A 21,692-nucleotide genomic window follows, 5' to 3' on the forward strand; every position below is an offset into this window, starting at 1 on the left:
TCGCGGAGCTCTATCACGCCCGGCGGCTCACGCGCACCCGTCCGGGCCGCAGGCCGCCCCCTCGGCGAGCGCCTGCTCGGGCGCGTCCGCCGCCTCGTCCCACGCCTTCTGGAGCACGCCGAGGAGGGCCTCGGCCGGCTGCGCGCCGGAGACGCCGTACCGCCCGCCGAACGCGAAGAAGGGGACGCCCGTGATGCCGATCGCGCGCGCCTCGGCCTCGTCGGCCCGCACCTCGCGCGCGTGGGCGTCGCTCGCGAGCGCCGCGCGGACCTCGTCCGGGTCGAGCCCCGCCTCGCCGGCGAGGCGCGCGAGCACCTCCGGCTCGCCGATGGCCTCACCCTCGGTCATGTAGCCGCGGAGCAGCCGCTCCTTCACCGCGTCCTGCACGCCGCGCTCGGCCGCGAGGTGGAGCACGCGGTGCGCGTCGAAGGTGTTGCCGGGCCGGACCTTGTCGAAGCGGAGATCGAGGCCGTCCGCCGCGCCCACCTCGGTCATCTGCCGGATCATCGCCTCGGCCTTGGCGACCGGCACGCCGTACTTCTTCGCGAGGCGCCCGGCGTAGGAGACCTCGGTGTCGAGCACGCGCTTCGCCGAGGGGTCGAGCTCGAACGCGCGCCAGACGACCTCGACGGCATCCCGGCGCGGGAACCTGGCGAGCGCGGCCTCCAGCCGGCGCTTGCCGACGTAGCACCACGGGCACGCGATGTCGGACCAGACATCGACACGGAGCTTCTTCATGGGGGTCAAGGTAGGGCGCCGCGGCGCCTCCGGCCAGGCGGCGTGCGTCGCGGGCGGGAGGGGTGCCGGCGCGGCGGTCGGTGAGGGGTCGAGCTCGCCGGGGAGAGCCGAGACCTCGCGGGTACGCCTGCCTGTGGGAGGCCGTCGCCTTCGCGGTGGCGTTCTGTGGTCTGGTCGATGTTCAGCTGCGCGGTGATCCAGCGTTGTCGATATTTGTCAGGTCAGACGCAGAACACACACACACAGAGAGAAAACACGGCGCGAGACGTGTCTTCTTGGTGGAGGTGCCGGGAATCGAACCTGGAGCTGAACTGGGTGTGGTCGGTCATGGTCCCGCGGTCGTCGCTGGTGCGCCGCCGGTTGCGTCAAGCCTCCGGGTCCTGTCAGCGCCGCCTGCTGGGCTCGGGTTGGAGATCCGAACGGCCCGCGGCGGCGTGGGAGCGCGTCCTCGCGAACACCGATCTCACGGAGCTAGAGAGAGCTGGCTCTGCTGAACCGTGGTCGTCAGCGACGCCAGAAAGTTCCTCGCCACGACTGCTGAGGGGTCACAGTTGCGCTAACGGCACACATCGGCGCTCGTGCCGTCAATTTGTATACGAACACGCGCCGTTTTCGTTATAATCCGCGAGTGCCGAAGACCACCAAGACGAGCGCTGTGTCCGACACCATCAGTTCTGCAGATGTCCCGCAATCAGACCGGCTTGATAAAATTCGGCGCGTGGTCGAGCAAGTGTCCGCGCTTGCATCGGTCGGCCTCCAGTCAGGCGCAGAACTGGCCGGTTTAAGTCAAAGGCACACAAGCTATGCCCTGAATGCTGCTGCCACCCTTGGACTCCTCCGAGGTGGCCCAGAGTGGAAACCCACATCGTTGGGCCTCAGACTCATGGCCACGCCACAGGAAAGTATCGACGAGCGCGAGATTTTTGGCGAAGCCATCTCTCGAAGCTCCGTTATTCAAGCTATTGCTCCCAACCTAATGTCAAGGGTTCGGCCGGATGCGTTGGATATAGCCGCAAGCATCAGCCGCAAATCAAAACTGAGTCAGGCAACGGCTCTGCGACGCGCCCAAACGCTTTTGTCCTGGCGCGCCCAAATTCTATCGTCGCAGTTGTCGTTAATCGCTCAGCGCCCGGCACCGCCGGCAAAGAGCGACGAAACCCGGCCACTTGTCGTAGTGGCTACATCTACGCTGTCAACTAGCGTTGAGTCTATTCTTCTTGACAATAATCCCTGGTGGACTTCAGAGCCAGGCAAGGAGCTTCCTCCACAGGAGCGATACTTCGTTGGCCAACTTCGTCGCAGCCTAAAGGCGCACATGGCGCCGATCGTCGTTGTAAGGGGCCCGCGTCGCGTCGGGAAGACCGTTGCGCAGCTGCAGGTTATTGAGAGTCTCCTCAGTGACGGAGTTTCCCCAAACCGTATCCTCCGCGTTCAGTTTGATGATGTGGCGGGTCTGCTTAAAATGCAGTCTCCGATTAAATCTATAGTTGAGTGGTTTGAGGCAAGAATTCTGCGAAAGAAGCTAAATGCTTCTGCTCGTGCCCATGAGCCGGCATTTATGTTCTTTGACGAGGTGCAAAACCTTGACAACTGGGCGGCGCAGCTAAAGCATCTCGTTGATAGTTCAACGGTCTACGCAGTTGTAACAGGAAGTTCGGCTCTTCGGATTGAGCTCGGGCGGGATAGCTTGGCCGGGCGCATTCAAACGATCGAGGTGGGAACCCTTACGCTGCGAGAGATATCAAAGATTCGATTCGGTAGCACGCTGCGGGCAGCGCTGCCTGATGCAGATATCCACAAACTTGCGGACAAGTCGTTCTGGTACGAAGTTCGCAACGTTGGACTGGAGCAACGAGAGCTTCGCGATGAGGCATTTGATGCGTTTTCAGAGCGAGGTGGTTATCCGCTTGTTCACGAGCACATGGACGTTCCGTGGGAAGAGATGGCGCCGCAGTTGGTTGAGACGGTAATACGTAGAGTGATCCGGCACGATCTCCGCGTCGGCGAGACAAAAGGTAGGAAGCGCGACGAAGGCCTTCTGGAGGAAGTCTTTAGAATGAGCTGTCGCTATGCCGGGCAGGCGCCTCAAATCAGAGCGTTCGTTGAGGAGGTTCAACACGCGTTAGCGGGAAACGTGGGGCCTGCGAGGATCCGCCACTACTTGGAATTCCTAGAGCGCGCACTGTTGCTTCGTGCAATCCGACCTCTTGAGATTCGGTTGAAGAAGGCAAAGGGAGCAAACAAGCTCTGTCTGGCAGACCATGGGCTGAGAGCTGCGTGGCTGGGCGAGAAGATTCCTCTCTCTCCCGCGAAACTACGTGCGAAGCCGGAACTGGCAGATCTCGCGGGTCATCTTGCGGAGAGTGTGTTAGGTGCCTATTTGCTCACAATTCCGGGGCTTACTGTGAATCACTTTCCCGCTCGGAATAAGGAGCCTGAGGTCGACTTCGTTCTCACGATCGGCGACGTTAGAATTCCTGTCGAGGTGAAGTACCGTCGCCGTGCCGGTGGGGGTGAACATACTGAAGGATTGCGTCATTTTATGGGTAAATTAGCCTACAGGGCTCCTTTTGGGGTTCTGGTGACACAGAATGATGATGATGCGGCAGAGGATCCGAATATAATATCTGTTCCATTGTCCACGGTTCTCATGATTCGATGAATCGTGTCGTGGTCATCTCATGAATTGCTTGCGATCTGTCGGTCAGCCGACGGCGTGGTAGCGACGGATGATTCCAGTCCTTGTCATGTCCGATTTTCCGATCCCCACTGCCGCCCACCGGAGCGAGCCGCCTCGGGGCTCGCCAGCGTTTTCGCAGCCGATGATGACCAAATAGCCCAGCCGTGGCTCCGGCCAGCGTCTCCTCACGGGTCGCGCGGGAGCCGCCGGTTCTCCAGGCGGTGCCGAGGGAAGCTCTGACGGGCGCTCCTCGTCCTCGTTGGGTTCGGGCGCCTCCTCGTCCAGGTCTCCGGCTTCCAAGCCCGTAGTCCCCGGCTTCCAAACCCGTCAGAGCGCGGCCCACGTCGCGCGGTCGCTGACCAGGCGGAAGGTGACGTAGGGGGACCCGGCCTGCTCGACCTGTCGGCCCGTGTTCGCGACGATCTCGAACGCCTCCTCCTCCCCGTCGCTCCTTGACGACGACCTCGGCGCCGACGTTGCCGGTGGCCGGCGCGAGCCGGATCGTCACCGGGTCGACGCACGTGCCGCGGTCCGAGCCGTAGGCGTGGTGACAATGGGAACATAATTGCAGCCTCGGTTACCGGTTGACGCCGTCTTTCCGGTGGGAGAACGGTACGCGCATCTGGAATAGGGAGGAAGCCATGGGAAACAGCTTGAAGAAAGCAGGGGCGCTCGTGCTGTGCGGCGGGCTCACGATCGTGCTCGCGTCGGCATGCGACCTGTCCTACACCTGCGACACGGTGGAGCCGGGAAGCGCAGGTGCTGGATACCCGACAGAATCCGCAGGGGCGGGAGATTTCCCAAGCAACGGCGAAGACGACGAACGCGAAGAAGTAGGGAGCGACTCGCTCGCGCTGATGGCAGGGTGCACGCCAGTTCACGACTGTACCGAGATGTACGAAAAATGCCATGATATTGGTGGGCGATGTACACGCAGGAACAGTCATGGATATACCTACTGCGAGATTTGTCGTGACGAATGTCAGCAGGATAAGCCCTACACGTATGAGATTTGTTTTCAGTGCGGATTTAAGTGAGTATGACGATTCCCCCGGTCCTTCTGAGCGCAACGCACGTCACCTTCGACGCGCCAGCCGCAGAGCGTCTGGCGCGGCTCGGCGTGACCAACATCGTGCGTGCGCACGAGCACCTGATCATCGGACCGAGCCGCCTGATTCCCGCAGAGCATGTCCGGACGCGTGAGGTGTGGTTTTCTTCAGGTGAACAATGCTCGGACAGTGACGAGGCGGGCGAGAAATGGGATCAGCTCTACTCGTCCAATATCCGATGGATCCCGCCCGTTGTCCTGTGGGCAACGACGAGCCTCGACGAACGGGTGAACCTCTGGAGGATCTGTAGCTATTTGCGAAGCCTGGGGATCCAGCGCAGCGACGTCCTCATCGCGGAATTCGAGCGTGTCTACGGCACGATGAAAAGGTTTCCCGAACTGCCAAGGATCCCGCCGTTCGACTGCACCGGCTCGGTTGCCGACCACCCCGACGAGGTTCTTCTGGACCGCCTCGACAAGGCGCGCCCCTGGCCGGTGGAGCGTTACGAACGTGCCATTGGTCTCTGGGAAAGCTACGCGGACGAGAGCCCATTGTCCTTCGTCGAAAGCTGCATCGCTGGGGTCGAAGGGTTTCCAGAGCTCGCTTCGCTGTGGGCGCTCCTCTCTTGCTTCTTTCCACGGAGGAACACGGGGGGTGCTCTGGCTCTCAGCCGATATGACGAGCTTATTTTTGCCATCCTGTCCGTCGAGGACTGGCAGACTCCAGTGAGGGTGATCTGCAATAAATCGCAGCTTGGGGTGGACTTGCGGGATCTCGTCTCCTGCACAGGGGACCTGTTCCTGGGAGACCGTCTCGCCCAGTGGGCAAAGCACGACGTGAGCGCCGCGGTGGAGCGCGCTCCTGGCCCGAAGCCGCCTGAATACCCGCTGCTCTCGAAGGTCTACCGCCTCACCGAACGTGGGATCCGGATCCGAGACACGGGGCTCGATCATCTCGTGGATGCGCCAAGCCTGCCCATCGCTGGGACCGAAGCGTATGCACCTTCATCCCCCTGGATCTTGCTCGAAGATGGACGGCTCGCTCGGTGATGAGAGCTAACATGATCCGTATGGCGGGATCATCGTGGCCATCCGAACGCTCGCCGCATCATCGGCCTGGGGGCGCTCACCCCCGGCGCCCGCGCCCCCGCCTTGCCCCGCAAGCTCAGCCGCGTCACGAAGACGCCGGTGCATCACGTCCTTATTGCCGTTAGCTCCGTCCTCGCTGCGGGCCCGGTCGCCGCCGGTCCGCCTCCTGACCCGTGGCACGCATGGCTCCTCGTGGCGCTCGCGCGGCAGGTCGATCGGCAGCGCTGGCTGGTACGGGTCCAGCGTGAGCGCCTCTCTCATGCCTCCCGCCGTGGCGACGTACCGGGCATGCCGGGCTGGAAGTTTTACTTTCACGGCATCGGCCTCTGCCTGACCGCACCCGACGGCGAGACGATCGACGTCGATGATCACGGCGATAACGGCCTCACGATCGATCCTTGGTTCTTCACGCAGCGCATCCTGAGCCTCCCTTACCCCGCGCTCCCCGAGCGGCGCCTGCTCGCATTCCTTCCGACCGCTGACGCCATGGCCGCCGCGATCGGCGAGCTCACCCGGGAGGGACTGCTCGTCCGCAACGAGCATCGGCACGTCTTCCGCGTCGTCCCTGAGATCGAGGAGAACGCCGGGGCGTTCGCCGCGATCGACTTCTCCGACGCGTCCCTCCGCGCTCGCTGGGCGGAGCACCTCGGCGATCACGAGCTGCTCGCCGTCGAGCGGCCCTCGGCGGCCACCCAGGCGCGAGCCGCCGCGCAGCGCGACGCCTACAAGCGGTACTTGCGCGCGGGGATCGCGCACGAGGCGACGGCAAGCGCGTTCATCGAGCCCCTCGAGACAGTGCTCGAGCCGGCGGAGTTCGTCGATGTGTGCGCGGGGCTGATCGACGCGTCGGTGAACGCGACCTCTGGGCACGCGATCGAACGGCTCGACGTACACCCGGACTACCCCGTCTGCCCAGCGGTAGCCAGGCTGCTCGCCCGCGCGGATCCGGCGCTGCATCATCCCTACGCCGTGCACGCCGCGGCCCGGTACCTGCTGCGCCGCGGGATCGAGCGCGATCGCGCGGTCGAGGTGGTGCTGGCGTTCGCGCGCGTCGAGGTCGTCGCGGGCTACCTGGGCAACCCGTTCCTCGGCGAGCTTGCCCTGCTGCTCCTCGAACACGCACCTCCGCACGCGCTCGCCGCGCTCCGCCGGGGGCTGCGATCGAGCACGCCCGCGGTCCGGACGGACGTCGCCGCGGCGCTCGCGGCGCTCGGTCAGGCGTGGTGCCTTCGAGAGCTCGTGCTCGCGCTGGACGACGCCGCCACGTTCGAGGAATCGGCCTCCGTGCGGGCCGCGCTCTCGTGGATCGGATCGGACGAGGCGCGCGCGGCGGTCGCGCACTGGACGCAGACCCACGTCCTGCGGACGACGGAGGGCCCGGGCTATCGATGGGAGGAGATCCAGGAGGCCTGTGCCGATGATTCTCTCGCGTACGAGATCGACGAACGTCGCGCCTGGGCCGACGCGACCCGACCGGGGATCGATCCGGACTTCGACCGCGTGGTGTGGGGATGAAATGCAGATATGCGCGCACGCGATCTCGATAAAGGGGTGCGGGGATGAGCGCGTCACGCTGGAATGCCCTTCCCCCCGGGTGACGCGGCGCCGCCTCGCCGTCGCCCGGTCACCCCCGCTTACCGCGGCTCCCCCGCGCCCATCAGCGCGGAGAGGCTCTGCCGCTGGCGTCCCGCGCCGTCGAAGTTCGATGGATCGAGCCAGCGCTCGAACGCCGCCTTCGCCGCCGGCCACTCCTTGTCGATGATCGCGTGCCACGCGGTGTCGCGGTTGCGCCCCTTGATCACCATGGCTTGCCGGAACACGCCTTCGAAGCGGAACCCGAGCCTCGCCGCCGCCGCCCGCGAGCCCGCGTTGAGCGCGTCGCACTTCCACTCGTAGCGCCGGTAGCCGAGCTCGTCGAACGCCCGCCGCATCATCAGGTACATCGCCTCCGTCGCCGCAGGCGTCCTCTGAAGGAGCGGCGAGTACCTGAGGTGCCCAACCTCGATGACGCCGCTCTTCGGGTCGATCCGCAGGTACGCCGCGACGCCGACCGCCCGTCCGGTCGCCGCGTCGATGATCGCATGGAACAGCGGATCGTCGCCCAGGCACGTGACGTCCATCCAGGCGCGGTAGTCCGCCAGGGTCGCGAAGGGCCCATAGGGCAGGTAGGTCCACCCTCGCCCCTCCGCGTCCGCGAGGTTGGCCGCATGGAGGTCCGCCGCATGCCTCTCGGGGTCGAGCGGCTCGAGCCGGCACGTGCGCCCGAGCAGGATCTCGCGCGGCGGCAGCGGCCGCGGCGTCCAGCCGGGGAGAGGGTGGCCGATCGGCTGCATCAGAGAATTCATGTGCTCCACGGGATCGCTATCTCCACAAGGTGGTTTGCTCACGGCGCCGGCCGCGGGAGCCGCCCGCCGCGTGTTACTGCGCCCCGATCGTCGCCGCCACCCTGTCCTCGATCCCTTCCCACGTCGCCGGCCGATCCGCCGTCGAGTAGGCCTGGAGCATCACCTCGCGGTCCCCGAGCACGACGACGTAGCTCACCATCTGCACGCCGTTCTTGAGCCCGTTCTTGACGCTCACCGCCGGCCGCCCGCCCAGCGTGACGCGCGCTGCCGGGCCCTTCGTGACGGTGTTCGCCGGCCGTTGCTCGTCGAGCACCTTGCGCTCCTGCTCGAGGAGGGCGTCCAGCTGATCGGGCGGCACCGGGCCCTCGAGCGGGAAGACGGCGACCTGGAACACGACGGGCGTCCGGGGCAGCTGGCCGTACGTGTGGAAGCGGACGCCGGACAGCTCCTCCACGGATGCGGCGCCCGCGAGCGCCTCCGGCAGGTCCAGGGCGACGCCCGTGTCCGCGACCGCGGTGCGCGTCAGCGCCGGCGGCGCGCGGAGCTCCCACGGGCGGCCGGCGGCGAACGCCATCGCCACGGACAGCGCCATCGCCGCGGCCGTCAGGGCGGCCGCCGCCGTGAGGAGGGGGCGCGGCCTCGGCTCGGCGTCCGCCGCGCGCTCGCGCCGGTCCACGGGCGTGAGGCCCCGGGGGAGGACCGTGACGACGAGCGCGAAGCCGACGACGCCGCCGCCCAGGTGCGCGAGCAGGTCGACGCCGGGCTGAAAGCTGTAGACGAGGTTGAGCCCGAGCGGCAGCCACGCGCGGCTGCGCATCTGCGCGATCATCGCGGGGGGCAGGAGCCCGTGCGGACGGAGCGCGACGCCGATGCCGGCCGTCATGAGGCCCCAGATCGCGCCCGACGCGCCGACGCTCCACCGGTCCTCCAGCATCGCGCTCGCGAGCGACCCGCCGAGCGCCGAGGCCCCGTAGAGCAGGAGGAAGCGCCGCGGGCCGAGGAGCGCCTCGAGCATCGGGCCGAAGGACCACAGCGCCAGCATGTTGACGAAGAGGTGGATCGGGTCGGCGTGCAGGAACGCCGAGGCGAGGAGCCGGTAGAGCTCCCCATGGCGCACCGCCTCGCCGCTGTTGGCGCCCATGCGCCACAGCGCCGCCTCGTGGGTGCCCGAGCCGAAGGCGTAGCTCACGGCGAGGAGCACGGCGCACGCGATCATGAGCGTCGCCGTGACGCGGCGGCTGCCCCTCAGCCGGTCGGCGATCGCGCGCTCCTGCTGCGCCAGCGCCTGCCCCTCGGCGAGCGCCTCGGCGAGCGCCTCAGGCTCGAGAGGGCCCGCCTCGGCGAGGCGCTCGTGGGCCCGCTCGAGGGCCGGCAGGGCCTGCCCCTTCACGCGCGCGAGCCCGCCCGCCGCGTCGAGGTGGTGGAAGCCCATCGGCACGGGCTGCACGAACGGCGCGACCTTCGCGAGCGCGGCCTGGCCTGGGGCAGCGCCGCCGCCCACCAGCACGACGTGCGTCGGCGGCCCGCCCGGCTGCACCGCCTTCACGAGCGGCTCGAGCAGGGCGTGGAGCTCGTCGGCCGACGGGTCCCCCGGCGCCGTGACGAGCGCGATCTGGAGGGGCGCCGACCTGCCCGCGAGGAACGCCAGGCCCGGGTCGCAGCGGAGCAGCACGAGGGCGTCCGGCCCGCGGAGCAGCGCGGCGAGCAGGCGGTCGCGTCGAGCCGCCGCGTCGTCCCCGGGCGCACGGTCCATGATCGGTAGATCCACCACGCTCGCTTCTCCTCCTGCTTCCTCCTCCTGCGAGAGGTCGCGCGGCGAGCGTAGCCGAAAGGCGGCGCGCGCAGGATCGCGGAGCGCGCCCGGCGAGCTGCCGCGCTCGTCCCGGGTCGGCGCGCCCGGCCTCCTCGCTAGGGCATGTGCGACGCCCGCGCCGCGTGCGCCGCCACCTCGCGGCGGAGGGCCTCCGTGACCCCCGGCAGCTCCCTGAGCCAGTCCCGCGTCGGGCGATTGCGCATCAGCCAGGCGACGGCGTCGTCCATGGTGCTGAACACCTCGTAACGAAGCCGCGAGCGGCTCAGCAGGATGAACTCGATGGCCACGTTGCGCACGAGCGACGCCTTGAAGCCGTGGCCCTCGAACACCAGCGCGGCGCACATCCCGTGGGCCGCGAGCTCCCTGGAGAGCTCCGCGAGCGAGCTCCGGACCTCCCGCCCCGCCGGGACGGTGTTCTCCTCGAGGATGACCAGCGTCGCCTGCAGCTCGCTGCCGCGCTCGCGCAGGATGCTCCGGACCTCGCTCACCGCAGCTGCCGTGGTGTGCCGGCGCCAGATCTGGAAGAGGAGGCCCTTCCAGGTGGCGACGCAGTGATCTTCATCCAGCGCGTGGAGGAAAGGCCTCGTCGCCCAGCTTCCCCCCTCGCTGCGCGGCGGCGGCGAGCTCGCGGGCGGCGCGGGATCGTCGTGATCCCTGAGCGGCGGGGCCGCGAGCGTGGTGTTGAAGCAGGCGGCGACCGGGGCGGGCGGCCTCGCCGTGACCATGCCGGCCGGGGAGGCCTCGGGCGGAGGGAGCGAGCTGCGGCGACGCGCCGCCGCGGCGCCGAGCGACGCCTCCGGCGGCGGGAGCGAGGTGCGGCGACGCGACGCCGGCGCGGTCGATGCCGGCGCGGTCGGCGCTACGCGCGCGGCGCCGTCGAGGAGGCGCTCGAGGACAGGGCACATCGCGGACGCGCTGGTGAAGCGGGCGAGGGGGTCGCGCTCGACGCAGCGAGAGAACCAGGCGTCGAATCCGGCGAAGAAGGGCGGCAGTCCGAGCTCGCCCGCGCGCCGGCTCGCGGTGGGGATGGGCTCGAACAGGATTTCCCGGAGGAGCGACGGGACGTCTCGGCACTGCCAGAAGGGCTTGCCCGTGAGGACGAAGAACGCGAGGAGCCCGTAGGCCCAGACGTCGCTCTGGGGGAGCGCCCCCTGGCTCTCGCGCGCTTGCTCGGGGGCCATCCAGAGGGGCGTGCCGACGGCGGCCGTCAGCGAGGCGCGCGCGTCGGCGATGATCTTGGCGATGCCGAAATCGAGGAGCTTGACCCGCGGCGCGGCGCCGCCGCCGGCTTCCTCGAGAAAGACGTTCTCGGGCTTGAGATCGCGGTGAACGATGCCCGCGCCGTGCGCGTCCTCGAGCGCGCGCCCCAGCTGCCCGAGGACGCGGCGCGCCTCCGCGAGCGGGAGCGGGCCTGCCCGCGCGACGCAGGCCGAGAGGGTCTCGCCCTGGAGGAGCTCCATCGCGAGGTAGGGCAGGCCCGTCACGCCGTCGACGCCGGCGATCAGCACCTCGACGATGTGCGGCGACCCGATGAGCCCAGGAGCTCGCGCCTCTCGCTCGAAGCGGCGGCGCTCCTCGGGGTCGACGGCGCGCACCGGGTGCATGACCTTCACGGCGCGCTGGCGCGCGGTGCTGTGCTGGCGGCAGAGATAGACGCTGCCCATGCCGCCCGAGCCGAGCGGGCGCACGACCTCGAAGTCGCCGCCGATGATGCTGCCAGCTTGCAGGCCGTAGGGTGAATCCATGGCGCGGACCGAAGCGTTTGCGTACCGGAGCCCCCCGCGCGGGTCGCGCGCGATGCCGCCGATTCAATCATGTTGTCGGCCGCTGGCGAGCCGAAGACATCGCATCGTGTGCTGTTCCAGTGGCGTCGTCCCGGTCCGACCCGGTCACACCGGCGCTCCGTCCGTTGCTCGGGCGCTGCCGCCACCGCGCTCGCCGTGAGGATTGCTGAGCGAACGGTGCTTCGCTGTTGCAGTTGCAGAGGCGTGGACGGATCCGCCGCGCGGCGCGCGGTGTCAGGAGAGCTCGGCGATGACCGCGTGGTGGTCGGACGCGGCGCCGACGTCGATGACGTCGGCCAGCGCGAGCCGGCCGGCGAGCCGCGGCGACAGCAGCACGTAGTCGGTCCGCGTCTCCACCTGCGCGCCGTCGCGCCCGCGCAGCGCGGTGAACCAGCGCGACGAGCGCGGCCTCAGGAGCAGGGCGTCGGCCCAGCCGAACGCCTCGATCGAATCCATCGTGTCGAACCGCGGCGGGCTGCCGTACTTCTCGATGCCGGCCGCCGCGAGGCGCGTGCCGAGGTCCGCGGGGTAGGGGTCGCGGCGCGACAGCGCGTTGAGGTCGCCGGCGAGCGCCCAGAGGCCCGCGGCGAACCGGGCGGGCGGCACGAGGGAGAGCAGCCAGCGGGCCTCGGTGAGCCGGCGATCCTCGCTTCCGGCGTTGAGGTGGGTGCCGAGCACCACGAGCGGCTCGCCGCCCAGCGAGAGCTCGACCTCGACGAGGCAGTGCGCCAGCGCCTCGGGCGCGTGCACGCGCGCGCCGGCGAGCGGCGCCCGGCTGACGACGGCGACGTGGTTGCGCCTCCCGTTCGGGCGCGGGTTGGCGTTGCCCAGGACGGCGTGCCGCTCGCCGGCGGGCGCGCCGATCGCCTCGGCGACGGCCCGGAGCCGGGCGCCGTCCTCCCAGCCCACGCACTCCTGGAGGACGAGCAGATCGGGGTGCGCGGCGGCGACGATCGCGAGGATCGCCTCGAACCGATCCTCGCCGCCGAAGAGGATGTTGAAGGTCATGATCTTCACGGTCCGATCAGGCTAGCTCCTCCGAGGCCGGGGCGTCTGCGCGGAGCAGTCAAAAGGCGCGCTGAATCGGGTGGACGCAGCGCCCGAGACGGCGCACGAAGCGGGCATGGCCGGCGACGTCCTCCCGATCCGCAGCGACTCGCCGCTCTACGCCGCCGCGCTCCGCCTCCGGCGCGAGGTCTTCGTCGTCGAGCAGTCCGTGCCCGAGGACATCGAGATCGACGAGCTCGATGCCGTCGCGCAACACTTCGTGGTCCTCGACGGCGGCGAGGTCGTCGCGACGATGCGGATCGTGCCGTACGAGGGCGCGCTCAAGGTCGGCCGCGTCGCCGTCAGGAAAGACCTTCGCGGCGCGGGCCTCGGGCGGCGGCTGATGGAGGAGGCGATCCGCGTCGCCGGGGCCGAGGGCGCGCGCGCGCTGGTCCTGAACGCCCAGGTCGCTGCAGCGGCGTTCTATCGCAAGCTCGGCTTCGTCGAGGAGGGGCCGATCTTCGACGAGGCGGGGATCCCGCACACGAAGATGGTCCGGCGGATGGCCTGAGCCCGCGGGCGCTGGGGATAGGAGTCCGGCCGGGTGGCGACGGCCCTCTGCGTGCTCGGCGCGCCACAGCAGGTCGCGACCTCTGCCGTTCCATCCGCGGCCGGATGGACCCCGCGGTTTCGCCTGGGCTGCCCCTGTACCGATCGCAGACCCGAAGATGCCAAAAAACTCGTGGAGCGCGGCGCTGGGAGGCGTGACGAGAGGGCAGCGCGCGACTTCGCGCACGTTGCGCATCGCGGTGTTCGAAGACAATCTACCTGATCAATGATGTCGAAAGCGGGCGGGCGAAGCAGCGGATTGGACGGGCCTGGCCGCCCGCGCGAACGCCTTGGTTCACCTCTGCTCGGCTGGATTGGGATCATCCCACGAGCCGCGTGCGCCATCACCGTCGTGACCGCCGGGGCCGTCCTGGTGGGCTGGTGGCTCGATGTTCAGACTCTCAAGAGTGTTCATCCGACCTTCGTGACCATGAAGGCGAACACGGCGCTGGCCTTCCTTGCCGCCGCCGCGTCGCTGTGGCTCCACTGCCGAGCGGGATCGAGCTCATGGACGCGCCGGCTTTCGCGGGCGTGCGCTGGCGGAGTCGCTGTCGTCGGGTTGCTCACGTTCCTGGAATACGCGCTGAACCAGCCGTTCCATATCGATCAAATCCTCTTCCGGGAGGGGCCGGACGCCGTCGGCACCCCTCACCTCGGAAGGATGGCTATCACGACGGCCATCTGCCTTCTCCTCCTCGGCTCGGCGCTGTGGCTCCTCGACGTGAAGGCGCGGGGCGTGCGCCGGCTCTTCTTCGCGATGGTCGTGCCGATCGCGTTGGTCGGGCAGCTGGCGGTGCTCGGATACGTGCTCGGGGTCGGGTATCTCTATGGCGTCGGAGCGACGACCGAGATGGCGTTGCATACGGCGCTGCTCTTTCTGGTGCTGTCTGCCGGCGTCCTGTGCGCGCGGCCCGAGCTGAGCGGCGTCGAGCTGCTGATGAGCGCGGGGGCAGGCGGCGTGATGGCACGCCGCCTGATTCTCGCCGCGTTCGGCGCGCCGTTCGTCCTCGGCTGGGTGATCGTGACGGGGCGGAAGCTCGGCCTCTACGATTCGGCGTTCGAGTCGTCGCTCCTCGTCGTCGGCTGCATCGTCCTCATCGTGCGCCACATCTGGAAGAGCGCTGCCGCGTTGGAATGCATCGACCGGGATCGGGGGAGGGCCGTAGAAGATCGCGGCCGACTCGCTCTCCGTGAGGAGGCCGCCCAGGCTGCCGTCCGAGAGAGAGACGAGTTCCTCTCCATCGCGTCCCACGAGCTCAGAACGCCCATCGCCGCGCTCCAGCTCACGCTGCAGGCGCTGGAGCGCAGGCTCGGCGGCGACGAGCCAGCGACCCTCCGGCACGACCCCACCGCCCGAGCGGTGGAGGGGAGCCTTCGACAGGTCGCGCGGCTGACGCGGCTCGTCGATCAGCTGCTCGATCTGTCGCGCATCAAGGCGGGTCGTCTCGAGCTCGAGCCGGAGAGGGTCAATCTCGTCGAGGTGGTGCGTCAGGCCGTCGAGCCCCTCCGGGGGGTGCTGATGCAGGCGGGCTGCTCGCTGCGTCTGCACGTCGAGCGCGAGATCCTCGGTTGCTGGGACGCGCTGCGGATCGAGCAGGTGGTGACGAACCTCGTGTCCAATGCGCTGAAGTATGGCGCGAACGCCCCCGTCGAGCTCAGCGCACAGCGGCGCGGGGACACGGCCGTGATCGCGGTGCGCGATCATGGAATCGGCATCGCCCCCGAGAACACGGCGCGGATCTTCGAGCGGTTCGAGCGCGCTGTCTCGTCGCGCGACTACGCCGGGGTGGGCATCGGCCTCTTCATCGCCAGGCAGATCGTCGAGGCTCACGGCGGCTCGATCCGGGTCGAGAGCGCGCTCGGCATGGGTTCGACATTCGTCGTCGAGCTGCCCATCGAGCACGCGGTGGAGCCGCTGGAGGCAACGCGAACCCGGCCGCAGCGGAAGCGCTCGCAGGCAAAACGACGCGCGCCGGAGAGGACGAAGTCCGTCGTCGAAGACGATGTCGAGCTGAGTGCCAGGCTGGTCGACCTGCTCGACAAGCCGTCGATTCCTTGAAGAAGCCTATCCAGATCGACAGGTTGCTCCGCATCGTCGACCGGTCCCGCTCGGAGCCCGCCCCTCCCTCTCCGCCGCTCGGCCTCACGAGAGGCTCTCCGGTGTATGAGAAAAGTCGAGCCCTCGAAGGCAGAATTCTGCTCCGACGAGCGGCGCCGTCCGCTGTCGTGGGATGATGGCGTCATGAGCTCTGTACGCCGATCCGTCGCGCTCACCCGTTCTGTCCCCATCGTCATCGTGCATCTGGTCCTCGCGGCGTGTGGCGGGGAGCCGGGCCCAGGCGTCGCGTCTGCCGAGGAGATCGGCGTCATCGAGAAGGGGGCGTGGATCGAAGGGCGCGACGGTGGGGACAGCGCTGTCGCGTGGGGCAAGTCGGTCTGGGTCTATGGCGATACCGTTCTCACGCAGGCTGACGAGGCCGGGACGAACTGGCACCATAACTCGTTCGACATCTCGGACGATCTCGACGCGTCCGACGGCATCGGTGGCTTCTCCTCGCCGGCCGACGGCGTGGGGGCGCCGGGGTACTTCATCGCGCCCACCGCGGACGAGCAGGCGTTCAACGACGCTCACGCCGGCGATGACTGCGCCGAGGCGCCGTGCGGCGCTCGCTGGGCCGTGTGGCCCGGGGCGCCGGTGTTCGATCCGGCGCGCGACCGCGCTTTGATCCCGTATGGCCTCATCTATGCGGAGCCGGGCGACTTCAACTTCCGCGGCGTGGGCCAGTCGTTCGCGATCTGGGAGGGCCTCGACGAGGCGCCGGAGCGGCCGATCGTCGACGCGAGCGCGGAGCACCCCGACCTGCTCTTCGGGGAAGGGGACCCAGGCTGGGGCGCCGCGCTGGTCGCCCACGGCGACGACCTGTACACCTTCGCGTGCGACGGCAGTCTGTCCAAGCCGTGCAGCCTCGCGCGCGTGCCGCTCGAGACGCCCCTCGACCGGGGTGCCTTCCGCTACTTCGACGGCGATGGCTGGAGCGACGACGCCGGGGACGCCGCAGAGCTGTTCGACGGCGCGCCCATCATGTCCGTCTCGTACTGTGAGCACCTCGGGGCGTGGCTCGCGGTCTACTCGCTTCCGTTCGACCACCGGATCGTGGCGCGCACCGCCCCGGACCTCACCGGCCCTTGGTCGGACGAGGCCACCCTCTATACGGCCCTCGAGGAGCGCGCGCCGTACGACTCGGTTCATCACGCAGAGTACGAGGAGGACGGCGGCCGGGTGCAGTACATCACGTACTCGCGGCCGACGAGCGGCTGGTTCGGGTCGGAGTTCGCGCTCGTCCGCGTCGTGCTGAAGTGACGGGCGAGCGCTCGCCGCCCCTCGTCACCCCCTGTCGCAGGCGGCCGAACGGATGCGGCGCGACGCGCGTTCTGCTCTGCATGACGAGGTTGGCGACGCCGTCTACGTTCGGTTAGCGATCGACCTACTCTCGGAGGGGATGACCATGACGGCAAGAGCTTGGCTGGTGGCGCTCGCGATGTTCACGGTTGCCGGGTGCGGGAGCGACGGGGGAGAGACAGGGAGCGCGACGTGCACGGGTGCAGGATGTGCGTGCAGCGGGTTCGACTGTGAGTGCGTGGCGGGCGCCGATTGCAAGACCGAGTGCGGCTCGACGTCGTGCTCGCTCGACTGCACGACGGACGCCAAGTGCAACGGCAGCAGCGAAGGCGCGCTCACGCTCCAGTGCATCGATACGAGCGAGTGCAAGGGCAACGGCGGCGACGGCAGCGTGATCACGTGCACGGAGCAGTCGAACTGCGACCTGAAGGCGGACGGCGGATCCACGGCGGTCTGTCGAGATCAGGCCACGTGCAAGTTCAACCTGGGCCCTGGCGCCACGATCCGGTGTGAGGACGAGAGTCACTGCGATCTCAAGTGCGATGTCGATTGCGTTGCGACGTGCGCCGAGACGGCGGAGTGCAAGGTGAGCTGCGGCGCTGACAGCACGCCCGGCGTGACGTGTCCAGACGGACGGCTGGTATGCAGCACGGACTGCTGAGGGGCAATCTCCTGCGGGAGCTCAGCGGGTGAAGCGGCGGATGGCGTGCCGGATCTGCTCGGGCGCCATGGGATCCGTCGATAGGGCGCTGTGCAGCACGAGGCCCTCGATCAGCGCGTCGAGCTCCCGCGCGGTCACCGGGTCGAAGTGGAGCTCCAGCGCGCGCCGGCTCCGCAGCATCCAGGCCTGGGTGACGGCGCGCAGCGCGGGCCTCCGGGCGGCGGCGACGTAGAGCTCGACGCTGAGCACCAGGTCGCGCTCCGAGCCGAGCAGGGCCGTGGTGAGGTGCTCGACGAGGAGCTCGACCGCGGCCCCGCGGTCGCACGCGGCGCGCATCTGCTCCTCGAAGCGGGTGGCCATGTCGTCCGCGTGCCGGGTGAACGCCGCGGCGAGCAGCTCGTCGATCGAGGCGAAGTGGTACGTGGTCGAGCCGAGCGGCACGTCGGCGGCCCGGGCGATCGAGCGGTGGGACGCGCCGGCGACGCCCTGCTCGGCGATCACGTCGAGCGCGGTCGCCAGGAGCCGCTCCCGGCGCCCGGGGTCGTGGCGGCGGGCCCGCCGCGCGGGGGCGGCGCGCCTCGCCCTGGCGGCGCTCATCGCGCCTCCGTCACCCTCGCGCCTCGCCCGGCGCCTGCGCGGCCCCCGCGGCGTCGAGGGCGCGGATCACGCGGGCGGGGTTCCCGACCGCGACCACGTTGGCCGGCAGGTCGCGCGTCACGACGGAGCCCGCGCCAACCACGGTGTTGTCGCCGATGGTCACCCCCGGAAGCACGATGGCGCCGCCGCCGAGCCACACGTTGTTCCCGATCGTGATGGGCTTCGCGGCCTCCCATTTCTGCCGCCGGGGCTCGGGCTCCACCGGGTGGGTCGGCGTCAGCAGCTGCACGTTCGGGCCGATCTGCACGTCGTCGCCGATCGTGATCGGCGCGACGTCGAGCGCGACCAGGCCGAAGTTCGCGAAGCAGCGCGCCCCGATGGTGATGCGCGAGCCGTAGTCCACGTAGAACGGCGGGCGGATCTCGGTGCCCTCGCCGATCGCGCCGAGCAGCTGCTCCAGCAAGCGGCGGCGCAGCGGGCGCTGCCGTGGCGACGTCGCGTTGTAGGCCGCCATGAGATCGAGCGCTGCCGCGCTCTGCTCGGCGATCTCGGGATCGTCGGCGATGTAGAGGTCGCCAGCGAGCATCCGCTCGCGCATGGACCGGAGATCGGGAGGGGTCGACATATGGACGAGTGTACACTCGATAGGAACGGATGTCCACATCGGCGGCCTGGCCCTGTCACCTGCGAATGTGCGGACCCGGGCTGTCCCGCGTGCCGCGTCGACGATTTCTCGGGCGATATCACCGTCACCTGCAACACCTGTCCGGGCGGCGGCTGCCCGTGAGCGCGCTCCCTCGCCGCTTCGACTGGCCGCATTCAGGAGCCGCGCCCGGGCCAGCACCTCGTCGCGCCGGGCGCCGTACGACAGGACGTCGCTCCAGGGCGGGCTCGTGCGCGGCCGCCCCGGAGAGGTCGATTATCAGGGGTAGACATAGGGCGCGTCCAGCCCGAGCGGGAAGCCGAGTTGCCAGTACGCGAGAAGGAACAGCGTCCAGGCGACGAGGAAGGTCACCGAGTAAGGGACCATCAGCGCGACGAGCGTGCCGATCCCCGTACCCTTCACGTACTTCTGGCAGAAGACCACCACGAGCGGGAAATACACCATCAGCGGTGAGATGATGTTCGTCGTCGAGTCCCCGATCCGGTACGCCGCCTGCGTGAGCTCCGGCGAGATGCCGATCGACATGAGCATGGGCACGAGGATCGGGGCGAGCAGCGCCCATTTCGCCGATGCGGACCCGATGAGGACGTCGGTGATCGCCGTGAGCAGGATGACGCCCACGATGGTCACCGAGCTCGGGAGCGCCAATGCCTGCAGCCCCGCGGCGCCCTTCAGCGCGAGGAGCGCGCCGAGGTTCGAGCGGTTGAAGAGGTAGATGAACTGCGCGGCGAAGAAGGCCATGACCAGGTAATAGGCCATCGTGCTCATCGTCTTGCTCATGCCGTCGATCACATCGCGGTGGCTCGTGAACGTGCCGGCCGCGTAGCCGTAGACGAGCCCCGGGACGAGGAAGAAGAGGAAGATGAGCGGCACGATCGCGCCCATGAGCGGCGCGCCGCTGACCGTGAGCTGCCCGCTCGGGGCGCGCAGCGGCGACGAGGCCGGGACGCTCGCCGCGATCAGCAGCGCGACGCTGGCCGCCATCGACGCGAGGGCCAGCCAGAGCGCGCGCGCCTCGCGGGGCGTGAGCGCCGCCGTCATGCGCTGCTCCGCCTCGGGCGCGGCGTCCACGGGGGTCCGGGCGACGCGCGGCTCGATCACGCGGTCGGTGATGTACCAGCCGGCCGCGACGATCACGAGGCAGGAGGCGCTGCAGAAGAACCAGTTGCAGAGCGGGTTCACGGTGCGCTTCGGGTCGAGGATGCTCGCGCCGGCCTGCGTGAGGCCCTGCAGCAGCGGGTCGAGGCTCGACGGGATGAAGTTCGCGCTGAAGCCGCCCGACACGCCCGCGAACGCCGCGGCGATGCCCGCGAGCGGGTGCCGGCCGGCGGCCTGGAAGATGACGCCGCCGAGCGGGATGACGAGCACGTACCCCGCGTCCGCCGCGGTGTGGCTCGCGATGGCCACGAGGATCAGCATCGGCGTGAGCAGCACCCTCGGCGTGACCGCGAGGACCTTCTTCAGGCCGGCGTTGATGAACCCCGAGCGCTCGGCGATGCCGACCCCGAGCAGGGCCACGAGCACGACGCCGAGGGGCGGGAAGCTCGTGAAGGTCTGCACCATGGTCGAGAGGAACTCCGTGATCGCCTTGCCCGAGAGCTGGCTGTGGATCACGAGCGGCTGCTTCGTGCGCGGGTCGATCTCGCTGAACGTGAGCGTCGCGAGCGCCGCGGAGAGGACCACGACCACCGCGGCCAGCAGGACGAAGAGCACCGCCGGATCAGGCAGCCTGTTGCCGGCGCGCTCCAGCGCGTCGAGGACGCGGCTCGCCCCGCGGAGCTCGGCGCGGGGCAGGGGAAGGGACTGCTCGGGTTGCTCGCTGGACATGCGCTCATCTTAAAGCGATCACCCCGCGGAGCGTGACGCGCTGAGCCCTGATCGGTTGCTCGGGCCGGCGCCGGTGTGCTTGTGCAGGAGCAATGGATCAGCACCGATTGCTGCTGGAGCAGCAATGGGCGCCAGCGCCGCCGCGCAGATCAGAGCAAATGGCGCGCTTTGATCTCGAGATACCGGTTGATGAGCTGCCCGGTGAGCTGGCCGGGCGCGACGTCGAGCACCAGCGCGCCGTGGTTCTTGAGGTCGCGCACGAGCCGGTCGCGGAAGCTCGAGAGCTCGGCGGCGGCGCCGCGCGTGTACGGGTCGGCGTCGCCGCCCTCGACCAGCGCGTCGATCTCCACGTCCCGCAGCAGCACCATGAGCGGCAGGTGGCGCGGCATCACCCCGCGCATCAGGCGGAGCAGCTCGCTCGCGGCGACGTCGTCCACGACCTGCGTGAAGAGCACGATCAGGCTCCGCTTGCGCACGCGCAGGCCCACGTGCTGGAACGCCGAGCCGTAGTTGGTCTCGACGAGCTCGGGGTAGAGGTCATAACCCGCGGAGAGCACGTGCTTGGCCGCGCCCGCGCCGCTCACCGGGGGCGCGTAGCTCTTGATGCCGTCGGCGAAGGCGAGCAGGCCCACGCGGTCGCCGCCGCGCGCGGCGACGTGCGAGAGCATCAAGCTCGCGTTGAGCGCGTGATCGAAGAGCGAGAGCCCCTGCGTCTGCGCGGTCATCAGGCGGCCCGCGTCGAGGAGGAAGAGGAGGTTCTGGTTGCTCTCGAGCTGGTACTCGCGGCTGATGATCTTCTTCTGCCGCGCGGTCGCCTTCCAGTCGATGGAGCGGAACTCGTCGCCGCGGCGGTACTCGCGCAGGCGCTCGAACTCGCTCTCGCCGCCGCGCTTGCGCGAGGCGCGCAGCGCCGACGGATCGCGATCCTGGCGCGCCATGAGCTCGAAGGCGCGCACGGCCTGCACGTCGGGGTACACCTTGACCGGCGTCTCGGCCGGCACCGTGACCTGCCGGATCCAGAGGCCGAACGGGGAGAGGTAGCGCACATGGTGATCGCCGATCGTGTGCGCGCCGCGGCGGGTGGGGCGCACGTGGTAGCGGGCCGTCGCGCGCTCCCTGGGCGGGAGCTCGATCTTCACCGGCAGGTCGTCGCTCTCGGCGTGATCGAAGAGATCGTCGGCGACCTCGATCGAGAGCTTGCGGCGGGAGAGCGAGCGGAGCTCGAGCGTGATCAGGTTGGGGCGCCCGATGGAGAGCACCGCGGGGGCGTGGCGCTTCACCGTCACCAGCGGCTTCCGCGCGAGGAGCGCGTCGATCGCGGCCCAGAGCGCGATGCCCGCGTCCGCGGCGAGCATGGGCAGGAGCAGCGTGCGATCGACGAGCGTCGCCACCGCGAGCCCGAGGGGCACGATCGCGAGCAGGACGAGGGCGCGCGAGGGGATCATCGCGC

17 protein-coding genes are annotated in these 21,692 nt (G+C 69.1%); 8 read left to right on the forward strand and 9 right to left on the reverse strand.

The genetic code is table 11. The features are described 5' to 3' along the window. Positions 1-27: 27 nt before the first annotated feature. Positions 28-738, reverse strand: a complete 711-nt coding sequence (locus tag WMF12_RS07040) for a DsbA family oxidoreductase (protein WP_437869601.1) — start codon at positions 736-738, stop codon at positions 28-30. Between the two features lie 1,315 nt (positions 739-2,053). On the opposite strand from WMF12_RS07040, the gene WMF12_RS07045 reads away from it, so the two are divergent. The 4 genes from WMF12_RS07045 to WMF12_RS07060 all read left to right on the forward strand — a co-directional run bounded on the left by WMF12_RS07045 (position 2,054) and on the right by WMF12_RS07060 (position 7,070). After that, positions 2,054-3,400 (forward strand): ATP-binding protein, encoded by a 1,347-nt coding sequence (locus WMF12_RS07045; RefSeq protein WP_437869604.1) that lies wholly within the window; start codon positions 2,054-2,056, stop codon positions 3,398-3,400. 659 nt (positions 3,401-4,059) lie between these two features. Further along, positions 4,060-4,455 carry a hypothetical protein gene (locus WMF12_RS07050; protein WP_437869605.1) on the forward strand — a complete coding sequence of 132 codons (396 nt, stop codon included), beginning with the start codon at positions 4,060-4,062 and terminating at the stop codon, positions 4,453-4,455. A 2-nt stretch (positions 4,456-4,457) separates the two neighbouring features. Beyond that, positions 4,458-5,516, forward strand: coding sequence for a hypothetical protein (locus tag WMF12_RS07055; protein WP_437869606.1), 1,059 nt, complete (start codon positions 4,458-4,460; stop codon positions 5,514-5,516). Positions 5,517-5,618: 102 nt separating this feature from the next. Further along, complete coding sequence (locus WMF12_RS07060; protein ID WP_437869610.1) at positions 5,619-7,070, forward strand: DUF6896 domain-containing protein; 1,452 nt, start codon at positions 5,619-5,621, stop codon at positions 7,068-7,070. Positions 7,071-7,189: 119 nt separating this feature from the next. Here WMF12_RS07060 and WMF12_RS07065 read toward each other — a convergent pair whose 3' ends face one another. The 4 genes from WMF12_RS07065 to WMF12_RS07080 form a co-directional block, all read right to left on the reverse strand. After that, a complete protein-coding gene (locus tag WMF12_RS07065) occupies positions 7,190-7,900 on the reverse strand; it encodes a GNAT family N-acetyltransferase (RefSeq protein ID WP_437869615.1) in 711 nt (236 codons plus the stop codon). A 73-nt stretch (positions 7,901-7,973) separates the two neighbouring features. Next, positions 7,974-9,653 carry a rhomboid family intramembrane serine protease gene (locus WMF12_RS07070; protein ID WP_437869620.1) on the reverse strand — a complete coding sequence of 560 codons (1,680 nt, stop codon included), beginning with the start codon at positions 9,651-9,653 and terminating at the stop codon, positions 7,974-7,976. A 155-nt stretch (positions 9,654-9,808) separates the two neighbouring features. Continuing rightward, a complete protein-coding gene (locus WMF12_RS07075; RefSeq protein WP_437869622.1) occupies positions 9,809-11,458 on the reverse strand; it encodes a serine/threonine protein kinase in 1,650 nt (549 codons plus the stop codon). A 273-nt stretch (positions 11,459-11,731) separates the two neighbouring features. Further along, positions 11,732-12,505, reverse strand: a complete 774-nt coding sequence (locus tag WMF12_RS07080) for an endonuclease/exonuclease/phosphatase family protein (protein ID WP_437873840.1) — start codon at positions 12,503-12,505, stop codon at positions 11,732-11,734. A gap of 79 nt (positions 12,506-12,584) precedes the next feature. Here WMF12_RS07080 and WMF12_RS07085 point away from each other — a divergent pair, with 79 nt between their 5' ends. The 4 genes from WMF12_RS07085 to WMF12_RS07100 all read left to right on the forward strand — a co-directional run bounded on the left by WMF12_RS07085 (position 12,585) and on the right by WMF12_RS07100 (position 17,154). Beyond that, positions 12,585-13,055, forward strand: coding sequence for a GNAT family N-acetyltransferase (locus tag WMF12_RS07085; protein ID WP_437744849.1), 471 nt, complete (start codon positions 12,585-12,587; stop codon positions 13,053-13,055). A 468-nt stretch (positions 13,056-13,523) separates the two neighbouring features. Continuing rightward, a complete protein-coding gene (locus WMF12_RS07090; protein ID WP_437869626.1) occupies positions 13,524-15,152 on the forward strand; it encodes a sensor histidine kinase in 1,629 nt (542 codons plus the stop codon). A 183-nt stretch (positions 15,153-15,335) separates the two neighbouring features. Then, positions 15,336-16,454, forward strand: coding sequence for a DUF4185 domain-containing protein (locus WMF12_RS07095; protein WP_437869628.1), 1,119 nt, complete (start codon positions 15,336-15,338; stop codon positions 16,452-16,454). Between the two features lie 145 nt (positions 16,455-16,599). Next, positions 16,600-17,154 (forward strand): hypothetical protein, encoded by a 555-nt coding sequence (locus WMF12_RS07100; protein WP_437869631.1) that lies wholly within the window; start codon positions 16,600-16,602, stop codon positions 17,152-17,154. Between the two features lie 21 nt (positions 17,155-17,175). Here the strand turns inward: WMF12_RS07100 and WMF12_RS07105 are convergent, their stop codons facing one another. From WMF12_RS07105 to WMF12_RS07120, 4 genes are all read right to left on the reverse strand, one after another. Continuing rightward, complete coding sequence (locus WMF12_RS07105) at positions 17,176-17,751, reverse strand: TetR/AcrR family transcriptional regulator (RefSeq protein WP_437744853.1); 576 nt, start codon at positions 17,749-17,751, stop codon at positions 17,176-17,178. A 10-nt stretch (positions 17,752-17,761) separates the two neighbouring features. After that, complete coding sequence (locus WMF12_RS07110) at positions 17,762-18,376, reverse strand: sugar O-acetyltransferase (protein WP_437869633.1); 615 nt, start codon at positions 18,374-18,376, stop codon at positions 17,762-17,764. Positions 18,377-18,673: 297 nt separating this feature from the next. After that, positions 18,674-20,242, reverse strand: a complete 1,569-nt coding sequence (locus WMF12_RS07115) for an AbgT family transporter (RefSeq protein ID WP_437869636.1) — start codon at positions 20,240-20,242, stop codon at positions 18,674-18,676. 149 nt (positions 20,243-20,391) lie between these two features. Continuing rightward, entirely contained in the window at positions 20,392-21,687 is a 1,296-nt protein-coding gene (locus WMF12_RS07120) for a DUF58 domain-containing protein (RefSeq protein WP_437869637.1), read from the reverse strand. Positions 21,688-21,692: the final 5 nt, after the last annotated feature.

Source organism: Sorangium sp. So ce363, assembly GCF_051520435.1.
In the GTDB taxonomy this organism is placed as follows: Bacteria; Myxococcota_A; Polyangia; order Polyangiales; family Polyangiaceae; genus Sorangium; species Sorangium cellulosum_B.